The sequence below is a fragment of the Stutzerimonas xanthomarina DSM 18231 genome, assembly GCF_900129835.1.
Lineage (GTDB): Bacteria > Pseudomonadota > Gammaproteobacteria > Pseudomonadales > Pseudomonadaceae > Stutzerimonas > Stutzerimonas xanthomarina.
The window spans coordinates 213,812-238,100 of sequence record NZ_FQXA01000002.1; the positions used below are offsets into that span (position 1 = coordinate 213,812).

Consider the following 24,289-nt stretch of genomic DNA (forward strand, 5'->3'; position numbering starts at 1 on the left):
CCTTTCAGCTACGTTCGATGGCCAGCGCAACGCCCTGACCGCCACCGATGCACAGCGTCGCCAGGCCTTTCTTCGTATCGCGGCGAATCATTTCGTGGAGGAGGGTGACCAGCACACGGCAGCCCGACGCGCCGATGGGGTGGCCGAGGGCGATGGCGCCACCGTTGACGTTGACCTTGCTCGCATCCCAGCCCAGTTCCTGGCCGACCGACAGGGCTTGGGCGGCAAAGGCTTCGTTGGCCTCGATCAGGTCCAGTTCGTCCAGCGTCCAGCCGGCTTTGTCCAGGCAGCGGCGGGTGGCTGAAACCGGCGCAATGCCCATGATCGCCGGGTCGACGCCGGCATTAGCGTAGGCCTTGATTGTCGCCAGCACCGGCAAGCCGAGCGATTCAGCCTTGCTTGCACTCATCAGCAACACCGCAGCCGCGCCATCGTTGAGGCTGGACGCGTTGCCAGCAGTGACCGAGCCATCCTTCTTGAACGCCGGCTTGAGTTTGGCCAGCGACTCGGCAGTGGTGCCGGCACGGGGCTGCTCATCAGTGTCGAAACGCAGGGGCTCGCCTTTACGCTGCGGAATCTCGATGGGCGTGATCTCGTCCTTGAAACGCCCGGCCTCGATGGCGGCGACGGCCTTCTGCTGCGATGAAGCAGCAAACGCGTCCTGCGCTTCACGGCTGATCGCGTATTTGTCGACCAGATTCTCGGCGGTGATGCCCATATGAAAGTCATTGAACGCATCCCAGAGGCCGTCGCTGATCATGCTGTCGACCAGCTCGGCGTGGCCCATGCGCAGCCCGGTGCGCGCTTTCGGCAGTACGTAGGGTGCGAGGCTCATATTCTCCTGACCGCCCGCAATGATCACCTCCGCATCGCCGCAGCGAATTGCCTGGGTCGCCAAGTGCAACGCCTTGAGACCAGAACCGCAGACCTTGTTCAGCGTGAAAGACGGCACCGCATGGGGCAGGCCGGCCTTGATCGAGGCTTGGCGGGCGGGATTCTGGCCGGAACCGGCCGTCAGGACCTGGCCGAGAATGACTTCATCCACGTCGGCGGGGTTCAGTCCGGTCTGTTTGAGCAGGCGTTTGATGACCGCCGCGCCCAGATCAGGCGCGGCGATGTTGGCCAGCGCGCCCTGAAAGGAGCCGATGGCGGTACGGGTCGCTGCAACAATAACGACGTCTTGCATGTTCTTACTCCGTTGAGTCGGGTGGTGTAGCGAGCGGTGGTCGCCGGGCTCTGTAGAGCCTTCGCGAGCCAGCTCGCTCCTACAAGGAAACGTGTGTGCTCAGAACGTCATTTCCGGTACGTGATCCGGTACCACAAGCTCCCCGGCGGTCTTGGCGATGATCTCTTCGACACTCACGCCGGGCGCACGCTCCTTGAGGACGAAGGCGCCGTTCTCGATCTCCAGGTAAGCCAGATCGGTCAGCACTCGCTTGATGCAACCGGCGCCGGTCAGCGGCAGGGTGCATTTGGGCAGCAGTTTGGATTCGCCATCCTTGGACGCGTGCGTCATCAGCACGATGATATTCTCGGCGCCGGCGACCAGGTCCATGGCGCCGCCCATGCCCTTAATCAGCTTGCCGGGGATCATCCAGGACGCGATGTTGCCCTGCACATCGACCTCGAAGGCGCCGAGCACGGTGAGGTCGATATGCCCACCGCGGATCATCGCGAAGGATTCGGCCGAGTTGAAAATGGAGGCGCCAACGCGTGCGGTGACGGTCTGCTTGCCGGCATTGATCATGTCGGCATCGAGTTCGGCCTCGGTGGGAAAGGCGCCCATGCCGAGCAGGCCGTTCTCCGATTGCAGCATCACTTCCATGCCTTCAGGCACGTAGTTGGCGACCAAGGTCGGGATGCCGATACCGAGGTTCACGTAGAAGCCGTCCTGCAGTTCACGGGCGACACGCTGGGCCATTTGCTCGCGAGAAAGTGCCATCGTCTATACCTCTCTTGTTCTTTTGATTAGCCGCGGACGGTGCGCTTTTCGATGCGCTTCTCGAAGGTGCCGCAGATGATGCGGTCGACGTAAATGCCTGGCGTGTGGATCTGGGTGGGGTCGATCTCGCCGGGCTCGACGATTTCCTCGACCTCGACCACGGTGATCTTTCCGGCCGCTGCCGCCAGCGGATTGAAGTTCTGCGCTGTGTGGCGGTAGATGACGTTGCCGTAGCGGTCGGCCTTCCAGCCTTTGACGATGGCGAAGTCGCCGGTGATGGCGTGTTCGAGGATGTGCGGGCGGCCGTTGAATTCACGCACGTCCTTGCCCTCGGCGATGGGCGTGCCGTAGCCGGTGGCGGTGTAGAAGGCTGGAATGCCCGCACCACCGGCGCGCATCTTTTCCGCCAGAGTGCCCTGTGGCGTCAGCTCGACTTCCAGCTCGCCGTTGAGCAACTGCTTTTCGAACAGCGCGTTTTCACCTACGTACGAGGCGACCATCTTGCAGATCTGCCGGTCTTCCAGCAGCACGCCAAGGCCGAAGCCATCGACGCCGCAGTTGTTGGACACGACGGTCAGATCGCGCGTGCCCTTGCGCTTGATCTCGGCGATCAGGTTTTCGGGGATGCCACACAAACCGAAGCCGCCGGCCAGGACGGTCATGCCATCTTCGAGTCCGTCGAGCGCCTCGGCGTAGGAATTCACGCGCTTGTCGAAACCAGCCATAAAGTTTTCCTTTTTTGTTGTTGGAGACGTGGTCGCCCTAGGGGCGACGATGCTGGCCCGAGTGTTCCTGTCGTGATTGAATTTGTTAAGTTGATTTTTAAGCGCTATTGATTGATAAAGCCAAACAATACGTACCGAAACGTTGCCGGGAAACCATGACAGCTAAACAACTTCGCGCCTTTCTTGCCGTGGCCCAGACCCTGAGCTTTGCCCAGGCCTGCGAGCGGCTGCACCTGTCGCAATCCGCGCTTAGCTTGACCATCAAAGCGTTGGAGGAGGGCTTGGGCGGCCGCTTGTTCAGCCGCACAACCCGCGCGGTGAGCCTGACCCCAGAAGGCGAGGCGCTATTACCCTTGGCGCGTCGGTTGTTGGCGGACTGGGATAATGCTGAAGACGAGTTGCGCCAGCGCTTCACGCTGAAGCAGGGCCGGGTAGCGCTCGCCTCGATGCCGTCCTTCGCTGGTAATTTACTGCCGTCGGTGCTGCGAACGTTTCGTCAGCGGTATCCGTCGATCAGCGTGACCGTGCATGACGTGATTAACGAGCAAGTGATGGAAATGGTGCGCGACCGGCATGTGGAGTTGGGTATCGCCTTCGAGCCTGAACCGACCACACCCTTGTGTTTCACGCCGCTCTACATGGATCGGTTCGTTGCCGTTGTGCCGGCAGATTCTCCCTTGGCTGCGCGCCAAGGAGTGGTCTGGGATGAGCTGCTCGAGCAGCCATTCATCACATTACAACGCCCCTCCACGGTGCGCTTCATGCTCGAAGACCATCTGCGCATGCGTGGTCGCAACCTGCCGGTGCAACTTGAAACCCATCAGTTGGCGACCGTTGGCCGCATGGTCGCCTGTGGGCTCGGGGTCAGCGCTGTGCCGGCGCTGTGCCGTGTACAAATGCTGGAAGTCGGGGCCCAATGCGTCGCCCTCAGCGATCCGGTAATCGAACGGCCGGTGGGCATCCTCACCAAGCCGGGTCACGAATTGTCGGTTGCCGCGCAGGCAATCGCCGACGCGTTGCGAGCAGGGACGGATTACCCGCACGACGCCGGCTAGACGGCCTGCGCCTCGAAAATCGCGGCCTCCACTGGTCAGCGTCGAGCGAAAGCGTGCGGTTACCGAACGCTGACGATATTGCACAGGCGTTGTATCTCATATGCTCAGCCACAGCTTTATGCTTCGCCGCGCGGCAAAGTGGCCATGGCCCCGGTCCGTGTTGACGACAGGCGAGTGACCGCCTCGCTGCGGTTTCAGCCTCACTATAAAAAAGACAAGAGTGCCTTGTGATGGACAGTCTGCTGAATACGAAAAGCAGGATTTTTGATCGTGCTGACCCGCATGCGGTGTCGGAGTACGTCAATCAGCATGTCGGTGCCCACTGCATCCAGCTGCCGCGCACGGGCCATCCGCAAGCCAGCCTGAGCCACTGCACCTTCGGCAAGCTCGACCTGTGCAAGCTGAGTTACGGCGGCAGCGTCCACGTGACGTCGCCAGCCCTGGAAACCATCTATCACTTGCAGCTGTTACAGCGCGGTCACTGCCTCTGGCGAGGCCGTGGTCAGGAGCACTATTTCACCCCCGGCGAGTTGCTGCTGATCAACCCTGACGATCCGGTCGACCTGACCTATTCGGATGACTGCGAGAAGCTGATCATCAAACTGCCAGCCTCGTTTCTGGAAAAAGCCTGTGCCGAGAACCAGTGGCGTGCGCCGGGCGAGGGTATCCGGTTCACGGCCAGCCGCTACGATCTCAAACAGCTCGAAGGCATCGAAGCCCTGCTCGGGCTGATCTGCCAGGAAGCCGAAGCCGAACACTGCGTGCCCCAGCTGCAGGAGCAGTACAGCCGTATCATCGCCTCGAAGCTGTTGTGCACCCTGGCCAACAACATCTACCGCGAGCCACTGAGCGAAAGCTGTCCCTCGTTCGGGCGCATCACCGATTACATCGATGAGCACCTGAAGAAAGACATCTCCATCGAACAACTGGCCCAGGTGGCGAACATGAGTGCGCGCTCGCTGTACATGCTGTTCGATCGCAAGATCGGTACAACGCCGAAATCCTATATTCGCCAGCGCAAGCTGGAGCAGATCCATGGCCGCCTGAGCGACCCCTCAGCCAAGGTCCGCAACATCACCGAGATCGCCATGGACTATGGCTTCCTCCATCTCGGGCGATTCTCCGAAAGCTACAAGACCACCTTTGGCGAACTGCCGTCGGACACGCTGCGTAAGCATCACTGAACTGCCGTTCGCTCTCATGAGGTTGCGCTATGAGCCATGGCACAACGCCTGCCAAGCGATTTGATTCAAGGTGCGCTGCCGAACTCTCGCGTTGCCCGAGTGCCTATGCTGGTAGGGTGTCGGCCAGCCGCACATTTCATATTGCGGCCAGGGTTGGTCATAATCCCGACCAAACCACTCAGAGAGATATCGCATGCAGGGGATGGCCTCATCGAACGCGCCGCTGGGAGTCGATGATCGATACCGCCTGCTGATTGATGCGGTGACCGATTACGCGATCTACATGCTCAATGTCGATGGCCGCATCGCCAGCTGGAACGCCGGTGCCAAGCGTTTCAAAGGTTACGAAGAAGCTGAAATCATCGGCGAGCACTTCTCCCGCTTTTACACCGCTGAAGATCGCGCAGCCGGCATGCCCCAGCGAACCCTGGACCGGGCAGCCGGTGGACGGTTCGAAGGCGAGGGCTGGCGGGTGCGTAAGGACGGCTCGCGCTTCTGGTGTCATGTGGTGGTCGACCCGATCCGCTCGCCGGAGGGCAACCTGATTGGTTTTGCCAAGATCACTCGCGACCTCACCGAGCGCAAACTGGCCGAGGAATCACTGAAACAGAGCGAGCAGCAGTTTCGGCTGCTGGTGCAGAGCGTCACTGATTACGCCATCTACATGCTGGACCCGACCGGCATCGTCACCAACTGGAACGCCGGCGCGCAACGCATCAAGGGTTATCGACCAGAGGAGATCATCGGTCAGCATTATTCGCTGTTCTTCAGCGAGGAGGACCGGCAGAACGGCACCCCGCAACGTGGTCTCGCCACGGCATTGCGCGATGGCCGGTTCGAAAGTCAGGGTTGGCGGATCCGCAAGGACGGTTCGCGGTTCTGGGCGAATGTCGTGCTCGACCCGATCCGCAGCGACACCGGCGCGTTAGTCGGATTCGCCAAGGTCACCCGCGACATCACCGAAAGCGTCGAGGCGCAGCGCGCACTGGAGAAGACGCGTGAGGCGTTGTTCCAGGCCCAGAAAATGGAATCGCTCGGCCGACTGACTGGCGGTATCGCTCACGACTTCAACAATTTGTTGATGGCGGTGGTGGGCGGGCTGGAGATCGTGCGCCGACGTGTGGACGATGACCCAAGGGTCGTCCCTTTGCTGGACAACGCCATCCAGGGAGCGCAGCGCGGCATATCGCTGTCTCAGCGCATGCTGGCCTACGCGCGGCGGCAGGAGCTGCATCTCGAGCTGGTTGATCTCTCGGCGCTGGTGCACGGCATGGCGGATCTGCTCAGGCAGTCGCTTGGCCCAAGGATCGAAATCGACACACGCTTTCCGCTCTCGCTCAAGCCTGTCCTGGCGGATGCCAATCAGATCGAGCTGGCGCTACTGAATCTGGCGGTCAATGCACGGGACGCAATGCCCAACGGCGGTACCGTCACCATCTCGGCACGTGAACATCGGTTCGATAAGGATGATGGGCTGTTTGAGCCGGGCGACTATGTGTGCCTGGCGCTGACCGATGATGGCTCGGGGATGGACGAGGCGACGCTTGCACAGGCCATGGAACCGTTCTTCACCACCAAGGGTGTTGGCAAGGGCACCGGCCTTGGGCTCTCGATGGTTCACGGTCTGGCCGCGCAGTCTGGCGGGCAGCTGCTGCTCAAGAGCGAGAAGGGCCATGGCACGACTGCCGAGCTTTGGCTGCCCCTTGCGGTAAACGTGCCTGCGCCGATAGAAGCTGAAAGCACCCAGCCACCTCAACCGCAATGCCTCATGGCGTTGAAGGTACTGGCGGTGGACGATGACCCGCTGGTGCTGATGACGACCGCTGCGATGCTCGAAGAGCTTGGTTGCGAGGTGATCGAGGCAAGCTCTGGCGAGCAGGCCTTGACGGCGCTGACGCAACACCCGGTCGATCTGGTGGTGACCGATCAGGCCATGCCGCATATGACCGGTGCGCAACTGGCTGACTTCATTCGAAACCGCTATCCACAACTGCCGGTTATTCTCGCCACCGGCTACGCCGATAAGCTTGGTGGACAGGCCGGCGGTCTTCCCAGGCTTGGCAAGCCTTTCGATATGAACGCCTTGGCCGAAAAAATCATCGCGGTCATGAGCCAGCCCTGACGGCCGGTGCGTCTGACGAATCCTGATCACAACCCACTACCTGCCGTAGTTACCGGGCGCCCGGCTTCATCGTCACTGCTCTGCCTGCAAGATCCCCCAAGCTCGCTGGGCCACGTCGCACATTGTTTTGCAGAAAACGGATAAAGGTGCTGCAGGAAACGGATATTGATGCCGTCTTCCGCGCCGTAGCCTTCATCACGTAGACACAATAACAATGGAGGCCCCGGCCATGTCCCTGGGATTCGACTACCTTGATTCGCTGCTAGAAGAAGATAAAGAGAAGGGCGTCTTTCGCTGCAAGCGCGAGATGTTCACCGACCCTCGGTTGTTCGATCTGGAGATGAAGCACATCTTCGAGGGCAACTGGCTGTACCTCGCTCACGAGAGCCAGATCGCCGAGAAGAACGACTACTACACGACCCAGATGGGGCGTCAGCCGATCTTCATCGCACGCAACAAGGATGGCGAACTCAACGCCTTCATCAATGCCTGCAGTCATCGTGGTGCCATGCTGTGCCGCTTCAAGAGCGGCAACAAGGCGACCTATACCTGTCCATTCCATGGCTGGACGTTCAATAACTCGGGCAAGCTGCTGAAGGTCAAGGACCCGAAGGAAGCTGGCTACCCGGATAGCTTCAACTGCGACGGCTCCCACGACCTGAAGAAGATCGCCCGCTTCGAGTCCTATCGCGGCTTTCTGTTCGGCAGCCTGCGTGAAGACGTCGCGCCGCTGGAGGAATTTCTCGGCGAATCGAAGAAGATCATCGATATGGTCGTCGACCAGTCTCCGGACGGCATCGAAGTGCTGCGCGGCTCGTCCACCTACGTGTATGAAGGCAACTGGAAGCTGCAGGCCGAAAACGGCGCCGACGGTTACCACGTCACTGCGGTGCACTGGAACTACGCCGCCACCCAGCAGCAGCGCAAGCTGAAAGAGGCCGGTGACGACATCCGCGCCATGAGCGCCGGCGGCTGGGGCAAGAAGGGCGGTGGCTTCTACTCGTTCGAGAACGGCCACCTGCTGCTCTGGACCCGCTGGGACAACCCGGAAGACCGTCCGCTGTATGCCCGCCGTGACGAGATGATCACCGAGTTCGGCCAGGCACGGACTGACTGGATGATCGAGAACTCACGCAACCTCTGCCTCTACCCGAACCTGTACCTGATGGACCAGTTCGGCTCGCAGCTGCGCATCGCCAAGCCGATCTCCGTCGACAAGACCGAAGTTACCATCTACTGCATCGCCCCCAAGGGCGAAAGCGCTGAAGCCCGTGCCCGCCGCATCCGCCAGTACGAAGACTTCTTCAACGTCAGCGGCATGGCCACGCCGGACGACCTGGAAGAATTCCGCGCCTGCCAGCAGGGCTTTGCCGGTAGGGCGATGGAATGGAACGACATGTCCCGCGGAGCCAAGCACTGGATCGACGGCGCCGATGAAGGTGCGCAGGAGATCGACCTGCACCCGCAGATGAGCGGCATGCGCACGGAGGATGAAGGCCTGTTTGTGCTGCAACATCATTATTGGCAGCAGCAGATGATCAAGGGGCTCAAGGAAGAGCAGGACCAACTGATCCACGTGGAGGGTGCGTGATGACTCTCTCGTACGAAACCGCGCGCGACTTCCTCTACCGCGAAGCGCGCTATCTGGACGACAAGGACTGGGACGCCTGGCTCGAACTCTATGCGCCGGATGCCACCTTCTGGATGCCGGCCTGGGATGACCGCGACCAGCTGACCCAGGACCCGATGAGCGAAATTTCGCTGATTTGGTACGGCAACCGCAGCGGCCTCGAAGACCGGGTGTTCCGCATCCGCACCGAGCGCTCCAGCGCGACCATTCCGGACACTCGCACGAGCCACAACATCAGCAACCTCGAGTTGCTCGAGCAAGCCGACGGCGTCTGCAAGCTGCGCTTCAACTGGCACACGATGAGCTTTCGCTACAAGACGGTCGACCACTTCTACGGCACCAGCTTCTACACCCTCGATACGCGCGGCGAGAACCCGCTGATCAAGGCCAAGAAGGTCGTGCTGAAGAACGACTACATCCGCCAGATGATCGACGTTTACCACCTCTGAGGGCGCCGCCATGACTCACAAGATCGCATTGAACTTCGAAGACGGTGTTACTCGTTTCATCGACGCCGCTATCGGCGAAACCGTCGCCGACGCCGCCTATCGCCAGGGCATCAACGTCCCGCTGGATTGCCGTGACGGTGCCTGCGGCGCCTGTAAATGCTTCGCCGAAAGCGGTCGCTATGACCTCGGCGAGGAATATATAGAAGACGCGCTCAGCGAAGCCGAGGCCGAGCAGGGCTACGTACTGACCTGCCAGATGCGCGCCGAAAGCGACTGCGTGGTTCGCGTGCCGGCCGCCTCGGACATCTGCAAGACCCAGCAGGCCAACTACCAGGCCGCCATCAGCAACGTTCGGCAGCTTTCCGAGAGCACGATCGCGCTGTCGATCAAAGGCGAGGCGTTGAACCAGCTGGCGTTCCTGCCCGGGCAGTACGTCAATCTGCAGGTGCCTGGCAGCGATCAGACCCGCGCCTATTCTTTCAGCTCGCTGCAAAAGGATGGCGAGGTTAGCTTCCTGATCCGCAACGTGCCGGGCGGGCTGATGAGCAGCTTCCTGACCAACCTCGCCAAGGCTGGCGACAGCGTTAACCTAGCTGGCCCGCTCGGCGCCTTCTACCTGCGCGAGATCAAACGGCCGCTGCTGTTGCTGGCCGGCGGCACCGGCCTCGCGCCATTCACCGCGATGCTGGAGAAGATCGCCGAGCAGGGCAGTGAGCACCCGCTGCACCTCATCTACGGCGTCACCCACGACCACGACCTGGTGGAGATGGAGAAGCTCGAGGCCTTCGCCGCGCGCATCCCCAACTTCAGCTACAGCGCCTGCGTCGCCAGCCCGGACAGCGCCTATCCGCAGAAGGGCTATGTAACTCAGCACATCGAGCCCAAACACCTGAACGACGGTGAGGTGGACATCTACCTCTGCGGCCCGCCTCCGATGGTCGAGGCGGTCAGCGGCTTCATCCGTGAGCAAGGGCTGGAGCCTGCGAATTTCTACTACGAGAAGTTTGCCGCCAGCGCCTAGTTCCCACGCTCCAGCGTGGGAGCCCTGGTTGTGACGCACTGCGGGGACGTGGAGCGTCCAGGGCGGCATTCCACGCGGAGCGTTGGAACGATCAACGCCGCAGTTCAAATTTGTAGGGTGGGCTTTAGCCCACCAATGGGGTGCTGGCGGTGGGCTAAAGCCCACCCTAGGGTACTTGCTCGCGAAAAGGCCAGCAGGTTCGCCTGGATCAACGTCCCAAAAAACTTCGCGAGCAAGCTCGCTCCTACAAGGGGCGTGCGTCGCTTCGAACACATCGAGGATGGGTAGATGAACAAGCGTTTTGAAAACAAGGTTGCAGTGATCACCGGCGCCGCGCAGGGCATCGGGCGGCGTGTGGCCGAGCGCATGGGCGAAGAGGGTGGACGGCTGATTCTGGTCGACCGCTCCGAGCTGGTCCACGAGCTGGCCGATGAGCTGGGGGCGAAGGGTATCGAGGTGCTGACCCTGACCGCCGACCTCGAGCAATTTGCCGACTGCCATCGCGTCATGGCCGCGGCAAAGGACCGCTTCGGCCGCCTCGACATCCTCGTCAATAACGTCGGCGGCACCATCTGGGCCAAGCCCTTCGAGCATTACCAGGAACACGAGATCGAGGCCGAAGTGCGTCGCTCGCTATTCCCCACGCTGTGGTGCTGTCACGCCGCGCTGCCGCACATGCTGGAGCAGGGCGCGGGCGCCATCGTCAACGTCTCTTCGATTGCCACGCGCAGCCTGAATCGTGTGCCTTATGGCGCGGCGAAGGGCGGCGTCAATGCGCTGACCGCTTGCCTGGCGTTCGAGAACGCCCAGCGCGGGATCCGCGTCAACGCCACCGCACCGGGCGGCACTGAAGCGCCGCCCCGCCGCATCCCGCGCAACGCCGCGGAGCAGAGCGAGCTGGAAAAGATCTGGTACCAGCAGATCGTCGATCAGACCGTCGATTCAACCCTGATGAAGCGCTACGGGACGATTGACGAGCAGGCCGGCGCCATCCTGTTTCTCGCCTCGGATGACGCCTCCTACATCACTGGCGTGACCCTGCCGGTGGGTGGTGGCGACCTGGGTTGAACCGTCCCGCCGCCGAACGCGGCTAGCACGCAGTTAACGACTAACAAAAACAATAGAGAGTCTTGCCATGCGAAAAGTAGATGTTCACGAAATCATCGATAACGCGCGCTTCAGCCGCTTTCACTGGCTCGTCGTGTGCCTCTGCGCACTGCTGCTGATCTTCGACGGCTACGACCTGTTCATCTATGGCGTGGTGCTGCCAGTGATCATGAAGGAATGGGGGCTGAGCCCGCTGGAAGCCGGTGCGCTGGGCAGTTACGCGCTGTTCGGGATGATGTTCGGCGCGCTGCTCTTCGGCACCCTGGCCGACCGCATCGGCCGCAAGAAGGGCATCGCCATCTGCTTTGTGCTGTTCAGCGGTGCCACGGTGCTCAACGGTTTCGCCAGCACACCGACCGAGTTCGGCATCTTCCGCTTTCTCGCCGGCCTCGGCTGCGGCGGGTTGATGCCCAACGTGGTGGCACTGATGAACGAGTACGCGCCCAAGAAACTGCGCAGCACGCTGGTGGCCCTGATGTTCAGCGGCTACTCGCTGGGCGGCATGTTGTCGGCTGGCCTGGGGATCTTCGTGCTGCCGCGCTTCGGCTGGGAAGCGATGTTCTTCGCCGCTGCCGTGCCGCTGCTGCTGTTGCCGGTGATTCTCTGGTACCTGCCGGAATCCGTCGGCTTCCTGGTTCGTCAGGGAAAGGCTGATCAGGCGCGGGCGCTGCTGAACAAGGTCGACCCGAGCCGCCAACTGACCGCTGCCGATGAGCTGGTGATGACCGACGTGAAGGGCAAGAGCGCTTCGGTGCTGGAGTTGTTCCGCGATGGCCGTGGTGTGCGCACCTTCTCGCTGTGGCTGGCGTTCTTCTGCTGCCTGCTGATGGTTTACGCGCTGGGTTCATGGCTGCCGAAACTGATGGCCAACGCCGGTTACAGCCTGGGATCCAGCCTGTCGTTCCTGCTGGCGCTGAATTTCGGGGGGATGGCTGGCGCGATTCTCGGCGGCTGGCTGGGCGATCGCTACAACCTGTCAAAAGTCGTGGTGGTGTTCTTCGCCGTGTCGGTGGCCTCGATCAGTTTGCTGGGCTTCAAGACGCCGATGCCGGTGCTCTACACCCTGATCTTCATCGCCGGCGCCACGGTGATTGGCACGCAGATCCTGCTGTACGCAACCGCCGCGCAGTTCTACGGCCTGTCGATCCGCTCCACCGGTCTTGGCTGGGCCTCGGGTATCGGTCGCAACGGCGCCATCGTCGGCCCGCTGTTGGGCGGCGCGCTGCTGGGCATCAACCTGCCGCTGCAGCTCAACTTCATGGCCTTTGCCGTCCCGGGCATCGTCGCCGCACTGGCCATGACCGCCTTCGCCATCTCCAGCAAGCGCAGCCCAGAAGCCGCGCCGATCGTGCTGTCAGCGGCCAAGGCGTGAACCCTGACATTGGTAAATCGGAAATCGATATGAGCCCCATCCTGATCGAAAGCATCCAGACGATCATCGTCGACCTGCCGACCATCCGCCCGCACAAGCTGGCGATGCACACCATGCAGCAACAGACGCTGGTGATCATCCGAGTGCAGTGCAGCGACGGTATCGAAGGCATCGGCGAGTCCACCACCATCGGTGGCCTGGCCTACGGCAACGAGAGCCCGGAAAGCATCAAGCAAAACATCGACAGCCACCTCGGCCCTCTGCTGGTGGGGCAGGACGCGGCGAATATCAACGCCGCCATGCTGCGGCTGGATAAGGCGGCGAAGGGCAACACCTTCGCCAAGTCCGGCCTGGAAAGCGCGCTGCTGGACGCTCAGGGCAAGCGCCTCGGGCTGCCGGTCAGCGAGCTGCTCGGCGGCCGCGTACGTGACAGCCTGGAAGTCGCCTGGACCCTGGCCAGCGGCAACACCGCCAAGGACATCGAAGAGGCCGAGCGCATGCTGGATATCCGCCGCCATCGCATCTTCAAGCTGAAGATCGGCGCTGGCGAAGTGAATGCCGACCTCAAGCACGTCATCGCCATCAAGCAGGCCCTCGGCGAGCGCGCCAGCGTGCGCGTCGATGTCAACCAGGCGTGGGACGAGTCGGTGGCGCTGCGTGCCTGCCAGGTGCTGGGCGACAACGGCATCGACCTGATCGAACAGCCGATCTCGCGGATCAATCGCGGCGGCCAGATCCGCCTGAACCAGCGCAGCCCGGCACCGATCATGGCCGACGAATCCATCGAGAGTGTGGAGGACGCGTTCAGCCTGGCCGCTGACGGCGCGGCCAGCATCTTCGCGTTGAAGATCGCCAAGAACGGCGGCCCGCGTGCCGTGCTGCGCACCGCGCAGATCGCGGAGGCCGCCGGTATCGCGCTGTATGGCGGCACCATGCTCGAAGGCGCCATCGGCACCCTGGCCTCAGCGCATGCCTTCGTCACCCTCAACAAGCTGGCCTGGGGCACCGAGCTATTCGGACCGCTATTGCTCACCGAAGAAATCGTCACCGAGGCGCCGGTCTACCGCGACTTCCAGCTGGAAGTGCCGCGCACGCCGGGCCTGGGTCTGACCCTCGATGAAGAGCGCTTGGCGTTCTTCAGCCGCACGTAAACGGAGGCTGAACTGATGCTGTTCCACGTAAAGATGATCGTAAAACTGCCCGTCGATATGGACCCCGGCAAGGCGTTCAAGCTGAAGGCTGACGAGAAGGAATTGGCGCAAAGCCTGATGCGCGAAGGCAAGTGGCGCCACCTGTGGCGCATCGCCGGCCAGTACGCCAACTACAGCGTGTTCGATGTGGCCAGCGTGCAGGAACTGCACGACACCCTGATGCAGCTGCCGCTGTTTCCCTACATGGAGATCGAGGTCAATCCGCTGTGCCGGCACCCGTCCTCGGTTCGTGAAGACGACAGCTGATCGACTTTCCAAGGCTGGCGTGGCGCCGGCCAGCTAATCGCGTCACCACAACTACAAGATGAGGCCTGAGCCATGACTGTGAAAATTTCCCACTCCCCGGAAGTCCAGCAATTCTTCAAGGAAGCCAGCGGCTTTCAGAACGACCAGGGCAACACTCGCATGAAGACCGTGACCCACCGCATTCTGTCCGATGCGGCACGGATCATTGAAGACTTGAAGATCACTCAGGATGAGTTCTGGAAAGCGGTGGATTACATCAACCGCCTCGGCGGCCGCAATGAAGCTGGTCTGCTGGTGGCCGGTCTCGGCCTCGAGCATTTTCTCGACCTGCTGGAAGATGCCAAGGACGCTGAAGTCGGCCTGACTGGCGGCACCCCACGCACAATCGAAGGCCCGCTGTATGTCGCCGGCGCACCGATCGTGGAAGGCGAAGCGCGTATGGATGACGGCAGCGAAGATGGCGTCTCGACCGTGATGTTCCTTCACGGCCAGGTCACCGGGCCGGATGGCAAACCACTGGCCGGTGCTACGGTGGACCTGTGGCACGCCAACACTCAGGGCAACTACTCGTACTTCGACAAGAGCCAAACGGATTACAACCTGCGCCGCCGAATCATCACCGATGCCGAAGGCCGCTACCGCGCGCGCAGCATCGTGCCGTCCGGCTACGGCTGTTCGCCGGATGGTCCGACCCAGGAAATGCTGAACCAGCTGGGCCGGCACGGTCAGCGCCCGGCGCACATTCACTTCTTTATCTCAGCGCCCGGTCATCGCCACCTGACCACGCAGATCAACCTGTCGGGCGACAAATACCTCTGGGACGACTTCGCCTATGCCACTCGCGACGGGCTCATTGGTGACATTCACTTTAACGATGATCCGGAAGCGGCACATGCCCGCGGTGTGGAAGGGCGGTTTGCTGAAGTCGAGTTCGACTTCCAATTGCAGCAAGCGCCCGCTCCAACGGCCGAGCAGCGCAGCCGCCGACCAAGGGCGTTGCAGGAGGCGTAACCAATCGTCGGCCGAAGTAGGGTGGATGACGCTGTTTTCATCCACCGGCTTTTTGCGGTGCCGGTGGTGGATGGGTGAAGCGTCATCCACCCTACGTAAGGGAATTGCCTGATAGGGACGATGGGTGTGCTGGTCGGCACAGTGGAAAAAACGACACCGCGCCCAAGCTAACGTAGGGTGGATGACGCTGTTTTCATCCACCGGCTTTTTGCGGTGCAGGCGGTGGATGGGTGAAGCGTCATCCACCCTACGCAAGGGGTTGCCTGATAGGAACGATGGCTGCGCTTGTCAGCACAGTGGTAAGAAACGACACCGTGCCCAAGGCAACGTAGGGTGGATGACGCCGTTTTCATCCACCGGCTTTTTTTGCGGTGCCGGTGGTGGATGGGTGAAGCGTCATCCACCCTACGCTCAGAAGCAGGACCCACAATACGAGCGATCCGGACGTTGTCACGGACCGCCAGGCATGACTTGCGAGGCGTCATGAACAGGCTTTTGAGAGACATCTCCCTCTCCGCCGTGATAGCGGGATTCATTGCGACGGTGATTTCCTATGCAGGCCCACTGGTCATCATCTTTCAGGCGGCAGAAGCGGGCGGTCTGCCGCGTGAGGTTGTGTCGTCCTGGGTCTGGACTGTCTCCATCGGCAGCGGTGTGCTCGGCATTGTGCTGAGTCTGCGCTACAAGGTGCCGATCATCATTGCCTGGTCCGCACCGGGTTCGGCGTTGCTGGTCACCATGTTGCCGGACATCAGCATGAACCAGGCGGTTGGCGCCTATCTGGTATCCAGCGTGATTATTCTGCTGGTCGGGCTTTCCGGGGCGTTCGACAAGATCATCCGCCGAGTCCCTGCGGCGATTTCGGCCGCCATGCTCGCGGGCATCCTGTTTCGCTTCGGCACGGGGTTGTTCGTTTCGGTGAAGGAGCAACCCTGGTTGGTATTGGCAATGCTCGGCACCTACCTGCTGTTCAAACGAGTGATGCCTCGCTACGCCGTCATGGCAGTGCTGATCGTCGGCGTGGCCATCGCGGCCGGTAGCGGCGAGCTGCGCAGCGAGGCGCTGGTGATCGGGCTCGCGACGCCAGTCTGGATCACACCCGAGTTCAGTTGGCAGGTCATCCTCGGCGTCGCGTTTCCGTTGGTGATGGTGTCGCTGACCGGCCAGTTCGTACCGGGCATGGCCGTGCTGCGTAATGACGGTTATCAGACGCCCGCGAGCCCGCTGATCAGCAGCAGCGCGCTGGGCAGTTTGCTGCTTGCACCGTTTGGCTGCCACGGTCTGAACCTTGCGGCAATCACGGCTGCGATCTGCACCGGCAAGGAATCTCACGAAGACCCCGACAAACGCTACGTTGCTGGAATCTCCGGTGGGCTGTTCTACCTGCTGCTGGGCATCTTTGGCGCCACGCTGGTTTCGATCTTCACCGCCTTTCCCGCTGCGCTGATTGCGGCGCTGGCGGGGCTGGCGCTCCTCGCGGCCATTGGCGGGGCATTGAGTACCGCGATGTCGGTGCCGGAAGATCGCGAAGCTGCGTTGATCACCTTCCTCGTCACGGCGTCTGGCATGTCATTGCTCGGTCTGTCCGCTGCGTTCTGGGGACTGATCTTCGGCATCGCTGCCCACGTGCTGCTCACGCCCAGGCGTTCTCAAACGCCTTCACCTGTCAGCACGCCAGCACCGCTAGAAAAGGAGCAACCGCGCGCTGAGTCAATCCAATGACCTTCCCTGAACCAAGCAGGTATCTGGGCGCGACCGCAGTCCACATCTAAGTATGGGTGGCTTTGCGATTATCGACCTGTCGGACGATAATCGCCCATCGCTCCTAGCCGAAGCTGCCGCTCATGACCGACGAATCTCGCCCCAACCTTGCCCCTATGGCGCCGGCCATTATCGCCTCGCCCGCCAAGCGAATCGAGGCGCTGACCGGCGACCCGAACTTCATGACCTCACTGGCGCGGGGGTTGGCGGTGATCCATGCGTTCCAGGAGCGCAAACGCCATCTGACCATCGCGCAGATCAGCCACCGCACGGAAATACCCCGCGCGGCCGTGCGGCGCTGCCTGCACACATTGATCAAGCTCGGTTACGCCACGACCGATGGGCGCACCTATTCGTTGTTGCCAAAAGTCCTCACGCTCGGACACGCCTATCTGTCGTCCACACCGCTGGCGGTGACGGCGCAGCCGATCCTCGATCGGCTCAGCGATGAGCTGCACGAAGCCTGTTCGATGGCCACGCTGGAAGGCGACGAAGTGCTGTATGTGGCGCGATCGGCCACGCCCCAGCGGTTGATCTCGGTGGATCTCAGCGTGGGCAGCCGTTTGCCGGCCTACTGCACCTCGATGGGTCGGATTCTGCTGGCTGCGCTGGACGACGCGGCACTGACGGAGTACCTCGAACACGCGAATCTTCAGGTCAAGACCAGCCGCACGCTACATACACCTGAAGCGATCCGTGCGTCGGTTGAGGAAATAAGGCAGAAAGGTTGGGTCATCATCGATCAGGAGCTGGAAGTCGGCTTGCGCTCGCTGGCCGTGCCGCTGAAGGACTCTGCCGGGCAGGTGCTGGCCGCACTCAACGTTGGCACCCATGCGAGCCGGGTGACCAAGCAGGAGCTGGAGTCCCGCTTCCTGCCGGTTTTGCTCGAGGCGAGCAGGGAACTGAGCACGCGACTCTTCCACTGATCGAGCACGCCGGTGCCGGTTTTAAGCTTGCCGAGACGGGTACGCTTCTGTTCGATAATCGCACAATGAATCGATTATCGGATTGTTCTGGTTTCATTCGGTGGTTAGTGTTGATGGCACGCGCTTCTCTCTGCGCACCCAGACACCAACATGAGACCGACCCATGGCTGAACTCCTTTCCCTTCGCGAAGCAGTGGATCGCTTCGTCAGCAGCGGGGATACCGTTGCCCTTGAAGGCTTCACGCATCTGATTCCAACGGCCGCTGCGCACGAGATCATTCGCCAGGACAAAAAGGACCTGACACTGGTGCGGATGACGCCCGACCTCGTCTATGACCTGCTGATCGGCGCCGGCTGCGCGAAAAAGCTGGTGTTTTCCTGGGGCGGCAATCCTGGCGTCGGCTCCCTTCATCGCCTGCGTGACGCTGTAGAGAAACAGTGGCCGCAGCCGCTGGAGATCGAGGAACACAGCCACGCCGATCTGGCCAACGCCTATGTCGCTGGCGCTTCGGGTTTGCCGTTTGCCGTGCTTCGCGCCTACCTCGGTTCCGACCTGCCGAAGGTCAATCCGATGATCAAGTTCATCGATTGCCCCTTCACCGGTGAGAAGCTGGCTGCCGTTCCGAGTGTGCGGCCCGATGTGACCGTGATTCATGCGCAGAAGGCCGACCGCAAAGGCAACGTGCTGATCGCCGGGATTCTTGGCGTGCAGAAGGAGGCGGCGCTGGCGGCCAAGCGCTGCATCGTCACCGTCGAGGAAATCGTCGATGACCTACAAGCACCGATGAATGCCTGTGTATTGCCAACCTGGGCGCTGAGCGCGGTGTGCCTGGTACCCGGTGGGGCGCACCCGTCCTATGCCCATGGCTATTACGAGCGCGACAACCGCTTCTACCAGCAGTGGGACCCGATCGCTCGCGACCGCGACAGCTTCACCGCCTGGATCGACGAGTTCATTCGCGGTACTGAAGATTTTTCAGCCTTTCAAGAAAAGATAGGGGCCAAGCTGGCCGCGCAGCAGGAGGCCAACTGATGAACGCTCACGCCAATGACTACAGCACAAACGAAATGATGACGGTTGCAGCGTCCCGTCGCCTGGGTAATGGCAACGTCTGCTTCGTCGGCATTGGTCTACCGTCCAAGGCGGCCAACCTGGCCCGCCTGACCCATGCGCCTGAAGTGGTGCTGATTTATGAGTCCGGTCCGATCGGGGCCAAGCCGTCCGTATTGCCCTTGTCCATCGGTGATGGCGAACTGGCGGAGACGGCTGACACCGTGGTGCCGACCGCTGAGATATTCCGATACTGGTTGCAGGGCGGGCGGATCGACGTCGGTTTCCTCGGGGCGGCGCAGGTCGACAAGTACGGCAACATCAACACCACGGTGATTGGCGACTATCACCAACCGAAAGTTCGCTTGCCAGGGGCGGGCGGCGCGCCAGAAATTGCCGGCTCGGCGAAGCAGGTGCTGATCATCCTCAAGCAGTCGCACCGAACCTTCGTCGACAAGCTGGCGTTCATCACGTCGGTCGGTTTTGGTGAAGGCGGGGAGCATCGCAAGCAGCTCGGTTTGCCAGGCAATGGGCCGGTGGGAATCATCACCGACCTGTGCATTATGGAGCCCGAATCCGGGTCCAACGAATTCGTGGTGACCTCGCTGCACCCGGGCGTGACCCGCGAACAGGTGATCGAGAACACCGGCTGGGCGATCCGGTTCGCTGATGATCTGGGCGAAACCGCGCCACCAACCGAACACGAGCTGGGAGCTCTGCGTGCCCTTGAAGCCCGCACCGCTGCCGCCCACGGACAATCTGGAGGTGACGAGTGACACGCGAAGTCTTTATCTGCGACGCCGTACGGACACCCATCGGCCGCTTCGGCGGGGCTTTGGCTGCCGTGCGTACCGACGACCTGGCGGCCACGCCAATCAAAGCCCTGCTGGAACGCAATCCCGGCCTCGATCCTGCAGCGATCGAAGAGGTCTTCATGGGTAGCGCCAACCAGGCCGGCGAGGACAACCGTAACGTGGCGCGCATGGCCGCACTGCTGGCCGGCCTGCCGGAAACCGTGCCGGGTGTGACCCTTAACCGCCTCTGCGCCTCTGGAATGGATGCGGTGGGCAGCGCCTTCCGCGCCATCGCCTGCGGCGAGATGGAGCTGGCCATCGCCGGCGGCGTCGAGTCCATGACCCGTGCGCCTTATGTGATGGGTAAAGCCGATACGGCGTTCGGGCGAACCCAGAAGATCGAGGACACCACCATCGGGTGGCGCTTCATCAACCCGAAGATGAAAGAAATGTACGGCGTCGATGCCATGCCGCAGACCGCTGACAACGTTGCGGAAGCGCACAAGATCAGCCGCGAGGATCAGGACGCTTTCGCCCTGCGCAGCCAGCAGCGCACCGGCAAGGCGCAGGCCGCGGGGTTCTTCGCTGAAGAAATCGTTCCGGTGGTGATCAAGGGCCGCAAGGGTGACACCGTCGTGGATACCGACGAGCACCCGCGTCCGGACACCACGGCCGAGGCGCTGGCAAAGCTCAAACCTGTCAACGGACCGGACAAGACCGTCACTGCGGGTAATGCGTCGGGCGTCAATGACGGTGCGGCGGCGATGATCCTGGCCAGTGCAGAAGCGGTGCGGAAATATGGCCTGACGCCTCGCGCCAAGGTGCTCGGTATGGCAAGTGCCGGCGTCGCGCCACGCGTAATGGGCTACGGCCCGGTGCCGGCGGTACGCAAGTTGTGCGAGCGGCTGAACCTGGCGGTAAGCGACTTCGACGTAATCGAACTCAATGAAGCCTTCGCCGCACAAGCGCTGGCGGTGACTCGCGATCTCGGTCTCGAAGACGACAGCCCGAAGGTCAATCCGCAGGGCGGCGCCATTGCCCTCGGCCATCCGTTGGGTATGAGCGGCGCGCGGCTGGTACTGACGACGGTGCACGCGCTGGAAAAGAGCGGCGGCAAGCTCGGCCTGGCGACCATGTGTGTGGGTGTAGGGCAGGGCCTGGCGTTAGCGGTTGAGAAAGTCTAAGAGGCGCGCCGTGGTGGGCTGAAGCCCACCCTACAAGAACTGCTGCACGCTGGTAGGGTGGGCTTCAGCCCACCAATATTTCACAGCTGTGATGGGCTCAGCCGCTCATGGCTTGTGCAGCGCCGGCTCATTCCTCAGCACAAACTTTAAATTTTCGACTTCAGCATTTGCGCGGAGGATGGTGGACTGAAGCCCACCCTACGGCAGTGCTGAGCCTTTACGCAGTGGGCTGAAGCAGAGCGCCTCCCGGCCCACTCTACGAAGCCAACCCTTGTAGTGGAGGTCCGCTCCCGTAGGGTGGGCTTCAGCCCACCGTTGTGACCGCCATGGCGGCATACGGCCTTTGATGGGCTTCGCGCCATGATGTATGACTCATTGCGGCACGCCACAAGCCCATCGTTTTCGCTCGTTTTTGGCTATTTTTAAATCAATTTCCCAGAGAGATTTGCCATGCCCACCGTCAAACTCGCCGATGGCGAACTGAACTACCGTCTCGAAGGCCCGGTCGATGCGCCGGTGCTGGTGCTGTCCAACTCGCTGGGCACCACGCACGAGATGTGGGATGCCCAGGTGCCTGCCTTCAGCGAGCAGTTCCGGGTGCTGCGCTACGACACACGCGGCCACGGCAGCTCGTCCGTCACGCCGGGGCCCTACAGCATCGAGCAACTTGGCCGCGATGTGCTGGGCCTGGCAGACGCGCTGGGTATCGACCGTTTCGCCTTCTGCGGTCTTTCTATGGGCGGCCTGATTGGTCAATGGCTCGGCATCCATGCTGGCGAGCGCCTGACACGGCTGGTGGTCTGCAATACCGGCGCCAAAATCGGCACTGATGAGGTCTGGGATGAGCGCATCAACACCGTACTAGAAGGCGGTGAGCAGGCGATGCGCGACATGCGTGACGCCTCTGTCGCGCGCTGGTTCACGCCTGATTTCGCGGCGCAGCACCCCGTAGAGGTCGCGCGCATCACCCAGATGATTGCCAGCACCTCACCCGCCGGCTATGCCGCCAATTGCGCTGCGGTGCGTGACGCCGACCACCGTAAGCAGCTGGGCGCGATCAAGGTGCCGACGCTGATCGTCTGTGGCAGCCAGGACCCTGTGACCACCACCGAACACGGCCGTTTCATTGAGCAACGGATTGCCAACGCCGAGCTTGTGGAGCTCGATGCTGCGCACCTGTCCAACGTCGAAGCGGAAGAGCGTTTCACCCGCTCAGTACTGAAATTTCTTCGCGACTGAACTGGTGAACGATTCAAAAACGAAAAGGCCCCGCAGGGCCTTTCTGTTAACGAGTACCTCGTGTTAGCGCACCTTGAATCGATTCACTACCGCGGTCAGACGTCCGTTGGTGCTGAGCAGCGACTCGGTGCTGCGGTCCACGCTCACGCCGCTTTCCACCAGCTCGTCGACCACGTGGCGAACCGCAACCATGTTCCGATTGATCTCCTCGGCCACTGCGCTTTGTTCTTCGGCGGCGGTGGCGATCTGGGTGCTCAGATCGTTGATGTGAACGACCGAGTTGGTCATCTCGTCGAGGCCGACCGTGACCTGGGCAGTCTTATCTGCAGTCGCCTGGCAGCTGACCTTGGTCTGCTCCATGGCCTGAACGGCGGAACCCACGGCCTGCTGCAGGTGGTGCAGCATTTCATTGATCTCGGACGTGCTTTGCTGGGTGCGGGCCGCCAGGGCACGAACCTCGTCGGCAACCACTGCGAAACCCCGACCTTGCTCACCGGCACGTGCGGCTTCAATTGCAGCGTTCAACGCAAGCAGATTGGTCTGCCCGGCGATATCGCCGATGACGCCCAGCACGTCGTTGATGCGCTTGGCGTCGGTTTCCATCGCCTGCACTTTGGCGGTTGCGCTTTCGACTTCGCTTACCAGCGCGCGCACGCTGGTGGACGCGTCGTCCACGACCAGCTTCGATGACAGCGCGTTGTGGTTGGCGGTTTGCGTGTACGCAGCGGTGTCGCTGGCGCTTTGCGCAACGGACTCCGCGGTCGAACTCATTTCATTGATTGCCGTGACCGCCTGATCGGTTTCCGACGCATGTCGGGCCAGCGCATCGTTGGTCGAACGTGACAGCTGCTTGAGCTGGCCGATTTCGGTGTGGATCTGGGTCGTCGCGTCGCTCACATCAATCATCATGTTCTGTAGATAACCGATGAAACCATTGACTGAGCGCCCGACCTGATCGACCTCGTCCTTGCCTTTGATATCGATTCGCTTGGTCAGATCAGCATCGCCAGCGGACAGCGCATCGATATTCGAACGCAGCACGTTGAGGCGCTTCATCAGCTGGTTCAGCGCAAGGATCATCAGCACCATCAGGATCAGCACCATCGGGATCTGCAGAGACGCCAGCGCCTTGAGCATCGCGTCGCTCTTCGCCTCGAGATGAGCGGTGGGCAATGCTGCGGCCAGCAGCCAGGGTGTTCCTTCGATGGGTGTCAGAAAGAAGCTGAACTCTTCTCCGGTCTTGCTGCTGTAGGTTTCCCGCTGGAGCTGTTGTGACTTGCCTGCCAGCGCCTTCTGGATAGTGGCGATGAAAGGCGACTGGCTGGACAGCTCGGACACGTTGCGCAGCACCATGTCGCCGCTCAGCTGCGGCTGGTTGCTGAGAATCTTGCCGTCGGCCTCGACGATCATGACTTCGCCACCGATCTCGTCCTGCTTTTCCGCAACCAGCTGGTTGAAGAATCCCAGGGTCAGGTCGATCGTCGACACGCCCCACGCCGCGCCGTCCTTGTAGATGGCCATGGCGCAGTTGGTGCGCGGTTCGGCGCTGGCATCGTCCTTATATGCGGCGGCCCATACGCACTTGCCGCGCGGTGCCTGCAAGCCGCCACGGTGCCAGGGCTGCTCGAAATAATTCAGCGATTCGGGGGAGTTCCAGTGGGTGTTCACCACCAGCTTTCCGGACTGGTCGCGATGATAGAAGGTGCTGTGCTTGGCACGTCCGGGCGTGCGCTTTTCCGGCAGGGGCCAGATGCCGCCGCCGAAGACCTTCACGTCACCGTACTGGTCAACCAGGCCCGGCAGGACGCGATCGATCTCATCGCTGTTCAGCATGGGAACGGTTTGCGTGATGCTCCTCGCCTGAGCGGCGACCTGCGCCAGTTGGATCGAGATGCTCTGACCGATTTCGTTGACCTCGGAAAGCACGATGGACTCGCCAGCTGCAATGAGTTGAGGCGTGACGAAACGCTTGATACCCAGAACAGTAAACAGTACGACCACGAGCACAAAGCCGACGAAAGTGACCGTATAGCGAGCCTTGATGGTTTGAAGCGAAAACATGAATGAGCAACCTCTTATCCAACCGCCCGTCGAGTGAGGACGCGGCAACGACGGAGCTATCGGCTCTGCCTCGAGGAGCTTGAGATCTTGCGGATAAGTGGTCGCGATCGCGGCTGCTGCCGCGTGCACCGGCTCAAAGCTTCGCCAGATGCGATAAGGACTGCCATTGAAAGCCGCGCTCGAGTGTGGCGATCAGCG

General features: G+C 61.6%; 21 protein-coding genes. 17 read left to right on the top strand and 4 right to left on the bottom strand.

The features are described 5' to 3' along the window. Positions 1 to 4: 4 nt before the first annotated feature. The 3 genes from BUE09_RS05365 to BUE09_RS05375 all read right to left on the bottom strand — a co-directional run bounded on the left by BUE09_RS05365 (position 5) and on the right by BUE09_RS05375 (position 2,667). Positions 5 to 1,186: an acetyl-CoA C-acetyltransferase gene (locus BUE09_RS05365; protein WP_073299677.1), complete on the bottom strand. Its 1,182-nt coding sequence runs from the start codon at positions 1,184 to 1,186 to the stop codon at positions 5 to 7. Positions 1,187 to 1,285: 99 nt separating this feature from the next. Continuing rightward, a complete protein-coding gene (locus BUE09_RS05370) occupies positions 1,286 to 1,942 on the bottom strand; it encodes a CoA transferase subunit B (protein ID WP_073299678.1) in 657 nt (218 codons plus the stop codon). Between the two features lie 26 nt (positions 1,943 to 1,968). Then, positions 1,969 to 2,667, bottom strand: a complete 699-nt coding sequence (locus BUE09_RS05375) for a CoA transferase subunit A (protein WP_073299679.1) — start codon at positions 2,665 to 2,667, stop codon at positions 1,969 to 1,971. A gap of 155 nt (positions 2,668 to 2,822) precedes the next feature. Here BUE09_RS05375 and BUE09_RS05380 point away from each other — a divergent pair, with 155 nt between their 5' ends. The 17 genes from BUE09_RS05380 to pcaD all read left to right on the top strand — a co-directional run bounded on the left by BUE09_RS05380 (position 2,823) and on the right by pcaD (position 22,030). Continuing rightward, complete coding sequence (locus tag BUE09_RS05380) at positions 2,823 to 3,722, top strand: LysR family transcriptional regulator (RefSeq protein WP_073299680.1); 900 nt, start codon at positions 2,823 to 2,825, stop codon at positions 3,720 to 3,722. Positions 3,723 to 3,952: 230 nt separating this feature from the next. Further along, a complete protein-coding gene (locus BUE09_RS05385; protein ID WP_073299681.1) occupies positions 3,953 to 4,906 on the top strand; it encodes an AraC family transcriptional regulator in 954 nt (317 codons plus the stop codon). A 193-nt stretch (positions 4,907 to 5,099) separates the two neighbouring features. Further along, positions 5,100 to 7,028, top strand: a complete 1,929-nt coding sequence (locus BUE09_RS05390) for a hybrid sensor histidine kinase/response regulator (protein WP_143164625.1) — start codon at positions 5,100 to 5,102, stop codon at positions 7,026 to 7,028. Positions 7,029 to 7,257: 229 nt separating this feature from the next. Continuing rightward, positions 7,258 to 8,619: a benzoate 1,2-dioxygenase large subunit gene (benA, locus tag BUE09_RS05395; protein ID WP_073299682.1), complete on the top strand. Its 1,362-nt coding sequence runs from the start codon at positions 7,258 to 7,260 to the stop codon at positions 8,617 to 8,619. Further along, on the top strand, positions 8,619 to 9,107 hold the full coding sequence (gene benB / locus BUE09_RS05400; protein WP_073299683.1) for a benzoate 1,2-dioxygenase small subunit: 489 nt from the start codon (positions 8,619 to 8,621) through the stop codon (positions 9,105 to 9,107). Before benA ends, benB begins: the two co-directional genes overlap by 1 nt. Positions 9,108 to 9,117: 10 nt before the next feature. After that, positions 9,118 to 10,128, top strand: a complete 1,011-nt coding sequence (gene benC / locus BUE09_RS05405) for a benzoate 1,2-dioxygenase electron transfer component BenC (protein WP_073299684.1) — start codon at positions 9,118 to 9,120, stop codon at positions 10,126 to 10,128. Between the two features lie 288 nt (positions 10,129 to 10,416). Next, positions 10,417 to 11,196 carry a 1,6-dihydroxycyclohexa-2,4-diene-1-carboxylate dehydrogenase gene (locus BUE09_RS05410; protein ID WP_073299685.1) on the top strand — a complete coding sequence of 260 codons (780 nt, stop codon included), beginning with the start codon at positions 10,417 to 10,419 and terminating at the stop codon, positions 11,194 to 11,196. Positions 11,197 to 11,263: 67 nt separating this feature from the next. Continuing rightward, a complete protein-coding gene (locus BUE09_RS05415) occupies positions 11,264 to 12,607 on the top strand; it encodes an MFS transporter (protein WP_073299686.1) in 1,344 nt (447 codons plus the stop codon). Between the two features lie 29 nt (positions 12,608 to 12,636). After that, the gene (locus BUE09_RS05420; RefSeq protein ID WP_073299687.1) at positions 12,637 to 13,758 is read left to right on the top strand and encodes a muconate cycloisomerase family protein; all 1,122 of its coding nucleotides are present in this window, start codon (positions 12,637 to 12,639) and stop codon (positions 13,756 to 13,758) included. Positions 13,759 to 13,773: 15 nt separating this feature from the next. Next, entirely contained in the window at positions 13,774 to 14,064 is a 291-nt protein-coding gene (gene catC / locus BUE09_RS05425) for a muconolactone Delta-isomerase (protein WP_073299688.1), read from the top strand. Between the two features lie 72 nt (positions 14,065 to 14,136). Next, complete coding sequence (catA, locus tag BUE09_RS05430; RefSeq protein ID WP_073299689.1) at positions 14,137 to 15,075, top strand: catechol 1,2-dioxygenase; 939 nt, start codon at positions 14,137 to 14,139, stop codon at positions 15,073 to 15,075. A gap of 483 nt (positions 15,076 to 15,558) precedes the next feature. Beyond that, the gene (locus tag BUE09_RS05435) at positions 15,559 to 16,797 is read left to right on the top strand and encodes a benzoate/H(+) symporter BenE family transporter (protein ID WP_073299690.1); all 1,239 of its coding nucleotides are present in this window, start codon (positions 15,559 to 15,561) and stop codon (positions 16,795 to 16,797) included. Between the two features lie 122 nt (positions 16,798 to 16,919). Then, the gene (locus BUE09_RS05440) at positions 16,920 to 17,762 is read left to right on the top strand and encodes an IclR family transcriptional regulator domain-containing protein (protein ID WP_073299691.1); all 843 of its coding nucleotides are present in this window, start codon (positions 16,920 to 16,922) and stop codon (positions 17,760 to 17,762) included. Positions 17,763 to 17,925: 163 nt separating this feature from the next. Further along, positions 17,926 to 18,795 carry a CoA transferase subunit A gene (locus BUE09_RS05445; protein WP_073299692.1) on the top strand — a complete coding sequence of 290 codons (870 nt, stop codon included), beginning with the start codon at positions 17,926 to 17,928 and terminating at the stop codon, positions 18,793 to 18,795. Then, a complete protein-coding gene (locus tag BUE09_RS05450; RefSeq protein ID WP_073299693.1) occupies positions 18,795 to 19,589 on the top strand; it encodes a CoA-transferase subunit beta in 795 nt (264 codons plus the stop codon). Before BUE09_RS05445 ends, BUE09_RS05450 begins: the two co-directional genes overlap by 1 nt. Next, positions 19,586 to 20,791 carry a 3-oxoadipyl-CoA thiolase gene (gene pcaF, locus BUE09_RS05455; RefSeq protein ID WP_073299694.1) on the top strand — a complete coding sequence of 402 codons (1,206 nt, stop codon included), beginning with the start codon at positions 19,586 to 19,588 and terminating at the stop codon, positions 20,789 to 20,791. The genes BUE09_RS05450 and pcaF overlap by 4 nt, the downstream gene beginning before the upstream one ends. A 450-nt stretch (positions 20,792 to 21,241) precedes the next feature. Then, a complete protein-coding gene (gene pcaD, locus BUE09_RS05460) occupies positions 21,242 to 22,030 on the top strand; it encodes a 3-oxoadipate enol-lactonase (protein ID WP_073299695.1) in 789 nt (262 codons plus the stop codon). 63 nt (positions 22,031 to 22,093) lie between these two features. On the opposite strand, the gene BUE09_RS05465 is transcribed toward pcaD, so the two are convergent. Then, complete coding sequence (locus tag BUE09_RS05465) at positions 22,094 to 24,091, bottom strand: methyl-accepting chemotaxis protein (protein WP_073299696.1); 1,998 nt, start codon at positions 24,089 to 24,091, stop codon at positions 22,094 to 22,096. Positions 24,092 to 24,289 lie beyond the last annotated feature (198 nt).

What these genes read in the sequence shown, in the direction of transcription:
- BUE09_RS05365 (WP_073299677.1), bottom strand. Translation starts at nt 1,186, where the DNA reads ATGCAAGACGTCGTTATTGTTGCAGCGACCCGTACCGCCATCGGCTCC.
- BUE09_RS05370 (WP_073299678.1), bottom strand. Translation starts at nt 1,942, where the DNA reads ATGGCACTTTCTCGCGAGCAAATGGCCCAGCGTGTCGCCCGTGAACTG.
- BUE09_RS05375 (WP_073299679.1), bottom strand. Translation starts at nt 2,667, where the DNA reads ATGGCTGGTTTCGACAAGCGCGTGAATTCCTACGCCGAGGCGCTCGAC.
- BUE09_RS05380 (WP_073299680.1), top strand. Translation starts at nt 2,823, where the DNA reads ATGACAGCTAAACAACTTCGCGCCTTTCTTGCCGTGGCCCAGACCCTG.
- BUE09_RS05385 (WP_073299681.1), top strand. Translation starts at nt 3,953, where the DNA reads ATGGACAGTCTGCTGAATACGAAAAGCAGGATTTTTGATCGTGCTGAC.
- BUE09_RS05390 (WP_143164625.1), top strand. Translation starts at nt 5,100, where the DNA reads ATGCAGGGGATGGCCTCATCGAACGCGCCGCTGGGAGTCGATGATCGA.
- benA (WP_073299682.1), top strand. Translation starts at nt 7,258, where the DNA reads ATGTCCCTGGGATTCGACTACCTTGATTCGCTGCTAGAAGAAGATAAA.
- benB (WP_073299683.1), top strand. Translation starts at nt 8,619, where the DNA reads ATGACTCTCTCGTACGAAACCGCGCGCGACTTCCTCTACCGCGAAGCG.
- benC (WP_073299684.1), top strand. Translation starts at nt 9,118, where the DNA reads ATGACTCACAAGATCGCATTGAACTTCGAAGACGGTGTTACTCGTTTC.
- BUE09_RS05410 (WP_073299685.1), top strand. Translation starts at nt 10,417, where the DNA reads ATGAACAAGCGTTTTGAAAACAAGGTTGCAGTGATCACCGGCGCCGCG.
- BUE09_RS05415 (WP_073299686.1), top strand. Translation starts at nt 11,264, where the DNA reads ATGCGAAAAGTAGATGTTCACGAAATCATCGATAACGCGCGCTTCAGC.
- BUE09_RS05420 (WP_073299687.1), top strand. Translation starts at nt 12,637, where the DNA reads ATGAGCCCCATCCTGATCGAAAGCATCCAGACGATCATCGTCGACCTG.
- catC (WP_073299688.1), top strand. Translation starts at nt 13,774, where the DNA reads ATGCTGTTCCACGTAAAGATGATCGTAAAACTGCCCGTCGATATGGAC.
- catA (WP_073299689.1), top strand. Translation starts at nt 14,137, where the DNA reads ATGACTGTGAAAATTTCCCACTCCCCGGAAGTCCAGCAATTCTTCAAG.
- BUE09_RS05435 (WP_073299690.1), top strand. Translation starts at nt 15,559, where the DNA reads ATGAACAGGCTTTTGAGAGACATCTCCCTCTCCGCCGTGATAGCGGGA.
- BUE09_RS05440 (WP_073299691.1), top strand. Translation starts at nt 16,920, where the DNA reads ATGACCGACGAATCTCGCCCCAACCTTGCCCCTATGGCGCCGGCCATT.
- BUE09_RS05445 (WP_073299692.1), top strand. Translation starts at nt 17,926, where the DNA reads ATGGCTGAACTCCTTTCCCTTCGCGAAGCAGTGGATCGCTTCGTCAGC.
- BUE09_RS05450 (WP_073299693.1), top strand. Translation starts at nt 18,795, where the DNA reads ATGAACGCTCACGCCAATGACTACAGCACAAACGAAATGATGACGGTT.
- pcaD (WP_073299695.1), top strand. Translation starts at nt 21,242, where the DNA reads ATGCCCACCGTCAAACTCGCCGATGGCGAACTGAACTACCGTCTCGAA.
- BUE09_RS05465 (WP_073299696.1), bottom strand. Translation starts at nt 24,091, where the DNA reads ATGTTTTCGCTTCAAACCATCAAGGCTCGCTATACGGTCACTTTCGTC.